General features: G+C 58.9%; 10 protein-coding genes. 7 read left to right on the top strand and 3 right to left on the bottom strand.

Features of this window, described 5'->3' with window-relative positions:
* Window positions 1–167 precede the first annotated feature (167 nt).
* Window positions 168–1,661 carry a CoA-acylating methylmalonate-semialdehyde dehydrogenase gene (locus tag AC0Z8Z_RS12330; RefSeq protein WP_485619273.1) on the bottom strand — a complete coding sequence of 498 codons (1,494 nt, stop codon included), beginning with the start codon at window positions 1,659–1,661 and terminating at the stop codon, window positions 168–170.
* A gap of 67 nt (window positions 1,662–1,728) precedes the next feature.
* On the bottom strand, window positions 1,729–3,075 hold the full coding sequence (gene aptA, locus AC0Z8Z_RS12325; RefSeq protein ID WP_485619272.1) for an omega-aminotransferase AptA: 1,347 nt from the start codon (window positions 3,073–3,075) through the stop codon (window positions 1,729–1,731).
* 141 nt (window positions 3,076–3,216) lie between these two features.
* Here aptA and AC0Z8Z_RS12320 point away from each other — a divergent pair, with 141 nt between their 5' ends.
* The 6 genes from AC0Z8Z_RS12320 to AC0Z8Z_RS12295 all read left to right on the top strand — a co-directional run bounded on the left by AC0Z8Z_RS12320 (window position 3,217) and on the right by AC0Z8Z_RS12295 (window position 9,887).
* Window positions 3,217–4,137: a LysR family transcriptional regulator gene (locus tag AC0Z8Z_RS12320; protein WP_485619271.1), complete on the top strand. Its 921-nt coding sequence runs from the start codon at window positions 3,217–3,219 to the stop codon at window positions 4,135–4,137.
* Window positions 4,138–4,311: 174 nt separating this feature from the next.
* Window positions 4,312–5,706, top strand: coding sequence for a uracil-xanthine permease family protein (locus AC0Z8Z_RS12315; protein WP_485619270.1), 1,395 nt, complete (start codon window positions 4,312–4,314; stop codon window positions 5,704–5,706).
* Between the two features lie 84 nt (window positions 5,707–5,790).
* On the top strand, window positions 5,791–6,450 hold the full coding sequence (locus tag AC0Z8Z_RS12310) for a TetR/AcrR family transcriptional regulator (RefSeq protein ID WP_485619269.1): 660 nt from the start codon (window positions 5,791–5,793) through the stop codon (window positions 6,448–6,450).
* Between the two features lie 33 nt (window positions 6,451–6,483).
* Entirely contained in the window at window positions 6,484–7,071 is a 588-nt protein-coding gene (locus tag AC0Z8Z_RS12305) for an IMPACT family protein (protein WP_272632553.1), read from the top strand.
* A 603-nt stretch (window positions 7,072–7,674) separates the two neighbouring features.
* Window positions 7,675–8,361, top strand: coding sequence for an SDR family oxidoreductase (locus tag AC0Z8Z_RS12300; protein WP_485619268.1), 687 nt, complete (start codon window positions 7,675–7,677; stop codon window positions 8,359–8,361).
* A gap of 170 nt (window positions 8,362–8,531) precedes the next feature.
* Window positions 8,532–9,887, top strand: coding sequence for an 8-oxoguanine deaminase (locus AC0Z8Z_RS12295; protein WP_485619267.1), 1,356 nt, complete (start codon window positions 8,532–8,534; stop codon window positions 9,885–9,887).
* A gap of 74 nt (window positions 9,888–9,961) precedes the next feature.
* Here the strand turns inward: AC0Z8Z_RS12295 and AC0Z8Z_RS12290 are convergent, their stop codons facing one another.
* Window positions 9,962–11,053, bottom strand: coding sequence for a calcium:cation antiporter (locus AC0Z8Z_RS12290; protein WP_122536699.1), 1,092 nt, complete (start codon window positions 11,051–11,053; stop codon window positions 9,962–9,964).
* A 328-nt stretch (window positions 11,054–11,381) separates the two neighbouring features.
* On the opposite strand from AC0Z8Z_RS12290, the gene AC0Z8Z_RS12285 reads away from it, so the two are divergent.
* On the top strand, window positions 11,382–12,335 hold the full coding sequence (locus AC0Z8Z_RS12285; protein WP_485619266.1) for an adenosine deaminase: 954 nt from the start codon (window positions 11,382–11,384) through the stop codon (window positions 12,333–12,335).
* The last annotated feature ends 52 nt before the right edge of the window (window positions 12,336–12,387 follow it).

Raw genomic sequence — 12,387 nt, 5'->3', positions numbered from 1 at the left:
TCCAACTCTTTGATTATCAAGGAGTTTTCCGTTTCGTCTGCGCCGGAAGTGGGGCGAATTATAGACACATCCAGAGGGGCGTCAAGCACTTATTTAACGAAACTGTCATATCGGTCAAAAATGGCTGACAGGGAAGGCAAATCAGCAAACTTGCCCTCCCTAAAGTCTTAGAGACTAGGGAAAGCGAACTGGGAAGCCTCATGGCTGGCGCGCTGCGGCCACCGCTGTGTAATGGCTTTGCGGCGGGTATAAAAGCGAACGCCATCCGGGCCATAGGCATGCAAGTCACCAAACAGCGACCGCTTCCATCCGCCAAAGCTGTGATAAGCCACAGGTACAGGCAGTGGCACGTTCACCCCAACCATGCCCACCTCGATCTCATCGCAGAACAAGCGGGCCACTTCACCATCGCGGGTGAAGATGCAGGTTCCATTGCCGTATTCATGGTCGTTAATTGACTGCATCGCATGTTCAAGACTGTCCACACGCACAATGCAAAGCACCGGACCGAATATCTCTTCTTTATAGATGCGCATCTTGGCCGTGACATGGTCGAACAAGCATCCACCCAGGAAGAACCCCTCCTCGTGTCCGGGTACCGTGAGCCCACGACCGTCCACCACCAGCTTCGCACCGGCACCCACGCCGTCTTCTATATAGCTGCTGACTTTGTCACGATGCTGCCCGGTAACCAGAGGCCCCATATCCAGCCCGCTGGAAGTCCCGGCGCCAATCTTCAATCCATTGATTTGCGGCACCAGCTTGGCCACCAGCGCATCGGCGACCTGGTCACCCACGCATACGGCAACCGAAATCGCCATGCAGCGCTCGCCGCACGAACCATAGGCCGCTCCCATCAATGCGCTCACGGCGTTATCCAGGTCCGCGTCGGGCATCAGCACCGCATGGTTCTTCGCTCCACCCAATGCCTGTACCCGCTTACCGCGTGCGGTGGCTTCTTTATAGATGTACTCGGCGATCGGGGTGGAGCCGACAAAACTCAGCGCCTTGACTTCAGGGGCTTGGATCAATGCATCAACTGCCACCTTGTCGCCGTGCACGACATTCAGTACTCCCTTCGGCAACCCGGCTTCATGCAGCAACTCCGCGATCAACAAGGTTGAGCTTGGATCGCGCTCGGAGGGCTTGAGGATGAAACAGTTGCCGCAGGCGATTGCTAAGGGGTACATCCACAGGGGCACCATCGCGGGGAAGTTGAACGGGGTGATGCCAGCCACTACGCCAAGCGGCTGAAAGTCAGACCACGCATCGATGTTTGGCCCGACATTGCGGCTGTACTCACCCTTGAGAATTTCAGGCGCCGCACAGGCGTACTCGACGTTTTCGATACCCCGCTTGAGTTCTCCCGCTGCATCTTCGAGGGTCTTGCCGTGTTCTTCGCTAATCAGCCGGGCAATACGTGCCTCGTTCTGTTCCAGCAGCTGCTTGAAGCGGAACATGACCTGCGCCCGCTTGGCAGGAGGGGTAATGCGCCACGCCGGGAAAGCAGCCTTCGCAGAGTCGATCGCTTGTTGAACGGTTTCGCGACTGGCGAGAGGTACTTTACGAATCACTTGGCCGGTTGACGGATTGAACACATCGGCAGTGCGGCCATTTTCACTGACCAGGTCGCCATGAATCAGGTGCTGAATGTTGCTCATGCATAACTCCGAAAAACGTTAGCCCGCAGGCGCAGCCGGACTGCGCCTGTGCGCAAATAAAAGATGATCAGTCGATTTGATTAAGGGCCTGGCCGACTGCGTCAAACATGCGATCGAGGTCTTCAGGCTTGCTGTTAAAGGTCGGGCCGAACTGCAAGGTATCGCCGCCGAAGCGCACATAGAAACCGGCCTTCCACAGCTTCATGGCCGTCTCAAACGGACGCACGATCGCATCGCCGTCGCGCGGTGCAATCTGAATGGCGCCGGCGAGACCGTAATTGCGAATATCGACAACATTCTTGCTGCCCTTCAACGCATGCAAATAGCCTTCGAAATGCGGGGCAGTTTCAGCGACCTGCTGCACCAGGTTCTCGCGCTGAATGATTTCCAACGCGGCGAGGCCGGCGGCGCAGGCGACCGGATGGGCTGAATAGGTGTAGCCATGGGGAAACTCCACGGCGTACTCGGGCGTCGGCTGATTCATGAACGTCTGATAGATCTCGGTGCTGGCAATGACAGCCCCCATCGGGATCGCACCGTTGGTGATCTGCTTGGCAATGCACATCAGGTCGGGCGTCACGCCGAAGCTGTCGGCGCCGAACATAGAACCGGTACGCCCGAACCCGGTGATCACTTCATCGAAAATCAGCAGGATATTGTGCTGATCACAGATTTCACGCAGCCGCTTGAGATACCCCTGCGACGGAACGATCACCCCTGCAGAGCCTGCCATGGGCTCAACGATCACCGCTGCAATGTTCGAAGCGTCGTGCAGTTCGATCAGCTTGAGCATCTCATCGGCCAGCGCAATGCCGCCCTGCTCCGGCATGCCCCGTGAATAGGCGTTGCTGGCGAGCAACGTGTGAGGCAGATGATCGACGTCCATCAATTGCCCGAACATCTTGCGGTTGCCGTTGACGCCACCCAGGCTGGTGCCCGCGATATTCACGCCGTGATAGCCACGGGCGCGGCCGATCATCTTGGTTTTGGTCGCCTGGCCTTTCAAACGCCAGTAAGCCCGCACCATCTTGACCGCAGTATCAGCGCACTCCGATCCAGAGTCGGTATAGAAGACGTGATTCAGCTTGCCGGGTGTCAGATCGGTGATCTTTTCAGCCAGCTGAAACGACAGCGGGTGTCCGAACTGGAATCCTGGCGAGTAGTCCAGCATGCCCAACTGGCGGGAAACCGCTTCCTGAATCTCCTTGCGCGTATGCCCTGCCCCACACGTCCACAGCCCCGACAGACCGTCATAAATTTTGCGGCCTTTGTCGTCCGTGAGATAGCTGCCTTCGGCGGCGACGATCAGCCGTGGATCGCGATGAAAGTTTCGGTTCGCCGTGTAAGGCATCCAGTGGGCATCTAGTTTGAGCTGGCTAGCCAGAGACATGTCGGACGATTCGGGCATATTCATCGGAATTAACCTCACTGATCGTGGGGGCCTGACTTCCCATTGAAGTGCGGGCGGGTGCGGGCCGGTTGCAGCTAAAGTGCCACGGGCATAAAGTCTGGAAAATGCTGCTTTTACGATCTTCAGTTGACCGGCCACTAAACTATGAGCACCCGCCGTAATGATCCGCTGGCACAAGTCAGCGATTTTGATATTCGTCTGTTGCGCATTTTTCGTAGCGTGGTCGAGTCCGGTGGATTTTCGGCAGCGGAAAGCGCGCTGGGTATTGGTCGCTCTGCCATCAGTCAGCAAATGAGTGATCTCGAGCAGCGCCTGGGACTGCGTCTTTGCCAACGAGGCCGTGCGGGGTTTTCCCTGACGGAAGAAGGCCGCGAGGTCTATCAGTCATCGCTGCAGTTATTGAGCGCCCTCGAAAGTTTTCGTACGGAGGTGAATGGTCTTCACCGACACCTGCGCGGCGAGCTGAACATCGGGCTGACGGACAATCTGGTCACACTCCCCCACATGCGCATCACCCACGCGCTTTCCCAACTGAAAGAACGTGGCCCGGACGTGCACATCAATATCCGCATGATCGCGCCCAATGAAGTCGAGCAGGGTGTGCTCGACGGCAGTTTGCACGTTGGCGTCGTACCCCAGGCCAGCGCCCTGTCGGGACTGGAATATGAGCCGCTGTATAGCGAACGTTCGCTGCTGTATTGCGCCATCGGTCATCCGCTGTTTTACGTGGATGATGCGCAGCTTGATGACGATCGACTGTCCGCGCAGGAGACCATAGCGCCGACGTTTCGCCTGCCCAGTGAGATCCAGGCCCATTATCAGGCGCTGAAATGCACCGCGAGCGCATCGGACCGGGAAGGCATGGCGTTTCTGATTCTGACCGGGCGTTACATCGGCTATCTGCCCGATCACTACGCCAGCCTTTGGGTGCAGCAGGGTCGACTGCGTGCGCTGAAGCCCAAGTCGCGGTTCTACGATGTGAGCCTGGTGACCGTCACGCGCAAAGGCCGCCGCCCCCATTTGGTGCTGGAAAGTTTTCTGGAGAGTCTGGCCGCCACACGATGAAGCCGACCCTACTCAGTCAGCTTCCCTATGACGCGCAATCACACGGCCGATATATCCGACCAGCCCCTTGATAAACGGGGGTGTACGGCGAGTCAGTAAGCACGTAACTGATCAGTTGGACAGGTTTTTGCAGTAAGGCTGAGAGTCGAAGTCCACACAGAATCGAGAGCCAGCATGCAGCCTGAAGCGCCAGACAATAACGACCTCATCTACGGCCTCAATGACCGGCCGGGCATCGGGCCGGCAACCTTGGCTGCTTTCCAGCATGTGCTTGCTGCATTCGTCGGCATCATTACGCCGCCGCTGATTATCGGATCGGCGCTCGGGCTTGGCGCATACATGCCTTACCTGATCAGCATGGCGTTGATGGTGTCGGGTGTGGGCACGTTCATTCAAGCGCGCCGACCATTCGGTATCGGCGCCGGCATGATTTGCCTGCAAGGCACCAGCTTCGCGTTTCTCGGCGCGGTGCTGTCGGCAGGCTTCATCGTCAAGCAGCGCGGTGGCAGCCCGGAAGACATCATGGCCATGGTGTTCGGAGTATGTTTCTTCGGCGCCATGGTGCAGATTGTGCTCAGCCGTTTCATCGGACAGCTGCGTCGAGTGATCACGCCACTGGTCACCGGCATCGTCATCACGCTAATCGGCGTCAGCTTGATCAAGGTCGGCGTGACTGATCTGGGAGGCGGCTTCAATGCCCCGGACTTCGGCGAGCCGGTCAATCTGGCCCTTGGCGTTTTCGTGCTGGCAGTGATCGTCGTGCTCAACCGCTCAAGCGCGCCCTGGTTGAGGCTGTCGGCCATTATTATCGGGCTCGCGATTGGCAGCCTTGCAGCCTGGTTCAGCGGCAAGCTCGTGCCTCACTCAATCGCCGATGTTGCGCTGGTCAGCATTCCCGTGCCCTTTCGGTTCGGATTCAGCTTCGACTGGGCAGCATTCCTACCGGTGGCGCTGATTTATCTGATCAGCAGCATCGAAACCGTCGGCGACCTTACCGCCAACTGCATGCTCTCCCGCGAACCCATCAAAGGCCCCAGCTATATTTCCCGGCTGAAGGGCGGTGTGCTGGGCGACGGCGTCAGCTGCATGATCGCGGCGACATTCAGCGCCTTCCCGAATACGACGTTCGCCCAGAACAACGGCGTGATTCAGCTCACCGGCGTGGCCAGTCGGTATGTGGGTCTGTACATCGGAGCAATCCTGTTTCTACTCGGACTGTTCCCGGTGATCGGTGCGATGCTTCAGCAGATTCCTAAGCCGGTGCTTGGCGGCGCGACATTGGTGATGTTCGGCAGCGTTGCAGCGGCAGGCGTGCGGATCCTCGCGCAAGCGCCGCTGGATCGCCGCAGCATGTTGATCATCGCCACCTCGTTCGGAGTAGGACTGGGTATCGCGGCGCAACCGACGCTGCTGCATCATCTGCCGCAATGGGTGCAAAGCCTGTTCGACTCGGCGATCACCAGCGGCGGGCTCACGGCCATCGTGATGAGCCTGATGCTTCCGGAAGCCAAAGAAACAAATGAAACGGGCGAAGCCAAAAAACACACAACGGAATCCTTTGAGCACTGATTTACGAGGGCAACGCTTGTCGGATCCTCGCGGGTGCGCTATGTGTTCACCGCGTCGCACCCAATGATCCGTCTGGAACCGCACATGACCCTTGAAGTCCCCGCTCACAGCCCCAGCGCCACCAAACCGGCCAGCCGCATTCGCCAGAAAAACGAAGAAGCGATCTTGAAGGCAGCTGAGGACGAATTCGCTCGTCATGGTTTCAAGGGCACCAGCATGAACACGATCGCGCAGAATGCCGGCCTGCCCAAAGCCAACCTGCATTATTACTTCACCAACAAGCTGGGTCTCTATATCGCGGTGCTGAGCAACATCATTGAGTTATGGGACAGCACGTTTAATAACCTGAGCGCAGACGACGATCCGGCACCGGCGCTGACGCACTACATCCGCGCCAAGATGGAGTTCTCACGACGCCAGCCACAGGCCTCGCGCATTTTCGCGATGGAGATCATCAGTGGCGGCGAGTGCCTGAATCAGTATTTCAGCCAGGACTACCGCGAATGGTTTCAGGGGCGTGCCGCCGTTTTCCAGGCCTGGATCGACGCCGGGAAAATGGACCCGGTCGATCCGGTGCATCTGATTTTCCTGCTGTGGGGCAGCACCCAGCATTACGCTGACTTCGCCACGCAGATTTGCCAGGTCACCGGCCGTTCTAAGCTGACCAGGCAGGACATGGAGGCTGCTGGGGATAACCTGATCCGCATCATTCTCAAGGGCTGCGGACTCACGCCTGCTGTATAACGCCTGAAAACCCAAGCGCAGTCTGGAAACTCAATGCCTTTTACGCTCACCGGCCCCTGCGAGTTTCGCGAAGAGATTCGCAAGAGCCGATTCATTACCCTCGCGGCCCCCATCGACACTGCTGCCGACGCTCAAGCGTTCATCGAGCAGCACAGCGATCTCGACGCCACTCACAATTGCTGGGCCTGGAAACTGGGCGCGCAGTACCGCAGCAACGACGATGGCGAACCAGGTGGCACGGCCGGGCGGCCGATACTCGCAGCCATTGATGCTCAGGATTTTGATCGAGTCGTTGTGCTGGTCATTCGCTGGTACGGCGGGATTCAACTGGGCACCGGCGGGCTCGCGAGGGCCTATGGTGGGGGGGCGAACAAGTGCCTGCAGCAGGCGGATCGGATGCCGTTGGTCAACCGAGTGCCGTTGCAATTCGATTGCAGCTTCAGCGAACTGGTGCTGATAAAGCTGCGAGTGGCTGAACTCAACGGGCTTGTGGAGGATGAGCGCTTCAACGCAAACGGCGTCACGCTCTCAATCGCGCTAGGGCCTGATCAGGTTGAGACCCTTCAGCGCCAATTGTCCGACATCAGTCGCGGACGGATCGTGTTGCAGCAGGCGCAGTAGTCGATCCACGGCCACATCGACGCCTTCCCGGTTAAAACTGGCGCTGCACGGAAAGGCAATGGAATGTAATCGCAGTGGCATTTGCTCACATCTACTGTGCACCCGCCTGTGGACAAGCTGAGCGCACATCGCCGCAGGCCTTGATACATAAGGCTTTGCGCTGCTTGATCATTTTTTATCCAAAAGCGTGCGTTGTGAATAAAAGGAGTGGAAAAACAGGACGTTAGCGCCCTTTATGCCGATGCGGCGCTCGTTTCAGGCGCGTTATACCACCAATCCGCAACTACCCACATTACCTGTGGAGCAATCTGTGGATAACCCGTGCAAGCCTCCGCAGAGTGCCTTGTACGACACGCATTGGGCATAGCTGGATGTTTTTTATACAGACACACCATCAGGCGGTGGTCGATCGTGCGCCATCCTGATCGCCTGACATTCATATCGGAAACGTTCACTCACATATGTCGTAAGCCTCTGTCATCCTCTGCCGCTAACTTATGCGCCTCGCGGCAACTCAGCGCCTCAAGAAACCAAATTCTCACCGCGTCGCGATGTCCATCGTTTGAGTGAAATTTTTCGTTTGTCTGTACAGGAGTCATTCCAATGTCCACCCCTAAAACAGCTCTGATCATCGGAGCGTCACGCGGCCTTGGCCTCGGATTGGTGAAACGTCTGACGGAACTGGGCTGGGAAGTCACCGCCACCGTCCGCGACGCTCAGAAGGCCGACGAGCTGAAAGCACTGCAGAATGTGCAATTACAGACACTGGACATCGACGAGCCGTCTTCCCTCGAAGTGCTGACTCATAACCTCAAAGGCCAGACGTATGACCTGCTGTTCGTGAACGCCGGCGTGATGGGCCCGATGCATCCCAACCCGACCGACGCGACGTCCGGCGAACTGGGTCAGCTGTTTCTCACCAACGCCGTCGCGCCTATCCGCCTGGCCAAACGCTTCGTCGACCAGATCCGTCCCGAGACCGGTGTGATTGCGTTCATGAGCTCGGTGCTCGGCAGCGTCACCATGCCGGACGCCCCAGAGATGGCGTTGTACAAAGCCAGCAAAGCCGCGCTGAACTCAATGACCAACAGCTTCGTGACGCAGATGGGCGAGAACAAACCGACAGTGCTGTCAATGCACCCCGGTTGGGTCCGCACGGCGATGGGCGGTGAAGGCGCCGATATCGACGTCGAAACCAGCGTACGCGGGATTGTCGAGCAGCTTGAGCGCTTTGCGGGGAAAGGCGGTCATCACTTCGTGAACTACAAGGGTGAGACGATTCCCTGGTGATCGAGATGCACGTCGCGGCAGCCTGAGCCGTCGCGACTTGCCGACGCCCGCCACAACACTCTAGAATCCGCCCTCGCCTCGCAGCGCGTTCGTTGCTGCGGCGACCCTGGATCAGCAGACAGGGCAACACTGAGCTGGCGACCTGAACCCACTTTCAGAGGAGCCGGCCAATGCCCGCGATCCGTACCTGGTTGAAAAATCCCCTTGCCGTTTTCACGGCCAATGATCTCGATGCTCGCGGCGGTCTGGTGGTCGAGGGCGGGGTTATCGTTGAGATGCTCTCGCCAGGCCAACTGCCCGCACAACCTTGCGAACACGTGTTCGATGCACGCGAGCATGTCTTGCTGCCCGGCCTGATCAACACTCACCACCACTTTTATCAAACCCTCACCCGCGCCTGGGGCCCGGTGGTCAATCAGCCGTTATTCCCCTGGCTGAAAACCCTGTACCCGGTGTGGGCGCGGCTGACGCCGGAAAAACTCGCATTGGCCAGCAAGGTCGCCCTGACCGAGTTGCTGCTGTCAGGCTGCACCGCCGCCGCCGACCATCATTATCTGTTCCCGCAAGGTCTGGAAGACGCCATTGACATTCAGGTGAAAAGCGTCCGCGAACTGGGTATGCGCGCGATGCTGACGCGGGGTTCGATGACCCTGGGCGAGGCAGACGGCGGCCTGCCACCCCAGCAAACCGTCCAGCAGGGCCAGGTAATTCTCGACGACAGCGTGCGCTTGATCGAGACCTACCACGAGCGGGGTGACGGCGCGCAGATCCAGATTGCGCTGGCGCCGTGCTCACCGTTTTCCGTGACCACCGAGATCATGGCGGAAAGCGCAGCCCTGGCCGAAAAACACGATGTGCGCCTGCACACGCATCTGGCCGAAACCCTGGACGAAGAGGACTTCTGCCTGCAGCGCTTCGGCCTGAGGACAGTCGACTATCTGGACAGCGTCGGCTGGCTCGGCCCTCGCACATGGCTGGCCCACGGTATTCATTTCAACAGCGAAGAGATCGCTCGCCTCGGCCAGGCCGGCACCGGGGTCTGTCATTGCCCGAGTTCGAACATGCGCCTTGCGTCAGGCATCTGCCCCACGCTGGAGCTGCTTGCCGCAGGCGCCCCGATCGGTCTGGGCGTTGACGGTTCTGCGTCAAATGACGCCTCGAACATGATGCTTGAAGCCAAGCAGGCGCTTTACCTGCAGCGCTTGCGTTACGGGGCGGAGAAAATCACGCCCGAGTTGGCATTGGGCTGGGCGACCAAGGGCTCAGCGCAATTGCTGGGCCGCCGTGACATCGGCGAGTTGGCGGTGGGGAAACAGGCTGATCTGGCCTTGTTCAAGCTGGACGAGTTGCGCTTCTCCGGCAGCCACGATCCGATTTCAGCGTTGCTGCTGTGCGGCGCTGATCGCGCAGACCGGGTGATGATCGGCGGCACATGGCGGGTGATTGAAGGTCAGGTCGAAGGGCTCGATCTGAAGGGATTAATTGCAGACCATCGCCAGGCAGCGGCGGCATTAATCAGGGGCTGACACGCGGTTTGGCTGGCGCCGCGGGGGAGTGAAACGACTGACTCCCCCACTGCTGGCTTCAGGCGAAAGCCAAGTTATAGCCCCATCAGCGACAGCATGATGAACGTGGCAAACAGCACAAAATGCGTCATACCTTCGATCGCGTTGGTCTCGCCGTCGTTGAGGTTGATGGCGCAGACCAGCAAGGTGACGAAGATCATGACGGTCTGCACGGGCGTCATCGCCATCTGGAAGGCCTGGCCGCTGTAAAGCGCCATGCCTTCCATGACCGGCACAGTCAGAATCACCGTCGACAGCGAAGCACCGAGGGCGATATTGACCACCGACTGCATGCGGTTGGCCAGCGCGGCTCGCAATGCGGTCAGGATCTCCGGCGCTGCCGAAATGGCGGCCACCAGGATCGCCGTCATCACGGGAGGCGCCCCGCTACCCTCCAGGCCCAGATCCACGGTTTTCGACATAACCTCGGCCAACGCGCCGATCACCACTACGCCGAAAACCAGCGTGGCGATCGAGCGCGTCAGGTTGACCGGCTCGTGTGCTTCTTCGGCCTCACCCTTGCGGCGCTTCTTGTCCGGATAGCTGTAGCTGAAGAAGTAGCTGTGTGGTCCGACCTGCATACGCAGGAACAGCGCATACAGCAGGATCATCGCGCCAATGGTGAAGGCCGAATACAGTTTCCATTTCCCTTCGGGAATGAATTCGGGCACCACCATCGACACCGCCATGGCAGTCAAAATCATCACGCTATAAGACCGCGCGGAGTCATCGTTGTAGGACTGCTCACCGTGCTTGAGCCCGCCCATCAACGCGGCAAGACCCAGGATCCCGTTGATGTCGAGCATCACGGCCGAGTAGATGGTGTCGCGCACCAGCGTGGGTGAAGGCTCGTTGCTCATCATGATCGCCAGAATCACGACCTCGACCAGCACCGCCGACAGCGTGAGAATCATCGTGCCGTACGGATCGCCGACCTTTTCCGCCAACAGCTCGGCGTGGTGAGCCACCCGCAACGACGCGCAGATGATGAACCCCACCAGGGCAATGCCCGCGATCAGCGCGACGGTATGACCGTGGCTGAGCAATTGGTGTTCGTAGAAGTAGGCGAAAAAGGTCGCAATGACCGCCAGTAGAAGAAACTTTTCCTGCTTGAGAATCGTGCCCATCGCTGCCTTTTAGCCCTTTGCGACCCTGGCCGCACATCCATGAAGTGAAGTTTACTGAAGCGCTTGAGAGTGTTGATGTAAACAAAGGTTTCAAGACAGCCTAGCAGCGGGTCGCGACAGATCGTCGCGCCGCCGCATCAAATTGCCATTCATCCTGACGCTGATCCGGACATCCAGACGCCGGGAACGCCTACAACTGCGGGCCCGGATCGCCGATACCCGTGGCGATGAGAGCCACGCAGCGTGTGAACCGTCCGGTCAGGTTTTATTCGGCCCGCGCGCCTGACTCTGTAGAATGCCCGCCATAGCACCTTACGAGACAAAGCCCATGTACGACTGGTTGAACGCCCTGCCCAAGGCAGAACTGCACCTGCATCTGGAGGGCTCACTTGAGCCGGAACTCTTGTTCGCTCTGGCTGAGCGCAACAAGATCGCCCTGCCCTGGGCGGATGTCGAAACCCTGCGCAAGGCCTACGCCTTCAATAATCTTCAGGAGTTTCTCGACCTGTATTACCGCGGCGCCGACGTCCTGCGAACCGAGCAGGATTTCTACGACCTGACCTGGGCATACCTGGAGCGCTGCAGGGCGCAGAACGTTATTCACACCGAACCGTTCTTCGATCCTCAGACCCACACCGACCGCGGCATTCCCTTTGAAGTCGTGCTTAACGGCATAGCCGGCGCCTTGAAAGACGGCAAGGAAAAACTCGGGATCGGCAGCGGCCTGATCCTGAGCTTCCTGCGCCACTTGAGTGAGGACGAAGCGCAGAAGACCCTCGACATGGCGCTGCCCTATCGCGACACCTTCGTGGCCGTCGGCCTGGACAGCTCGGAAATGGGCCACCCACCCAGCAAGTTCAAGCGCGTCTTTGATCGGGCCCGCGGTGAAGGCTTCCTGACCGTTGCCCACGCAGGTGAAGAAGGTCCGCCGGAGTACATCTGGGAGGCACTGGATTTGTTGAAAATCCAGCGTATCGATCACGGCGTGCGCGCCATCGAGGACGAGCGCCTGATGCAGCGCATCATCGATGAGCAGATCCCGCTGACGGTCTGCCCGCTGTCCAACACCAAGCTTTGCGTTTTCGACCACATGGGTCAGCACAATATTCTCGATATGCTCGAGCGCGGCGTAAAAGTGACCGTCAACTCCGATGACCCTGCGTACTTCGGTGGCTATGTGACCGAGAACTTCCACGCGCTGCACACCCACTTGGGCATGACCCAGGATCAGGCCAGACGCCTCGCGCAAAACAGCCTCGACGCCCGTCTGATCAAGCCCTGATCAGCAACCCCCCTGGTCAGTGGCACCCTGATCAGCAGCAGCGTGTGGACGT

The organism is Pseudomonas sp. 1L-C-7-B-C1, assembly GCF_057291635.1.
The sequence above is the reverse complement of the archived record's forward strand: the minus strand, read 5'-3'. Positions and strand labels throughout refer to the sequence as shown.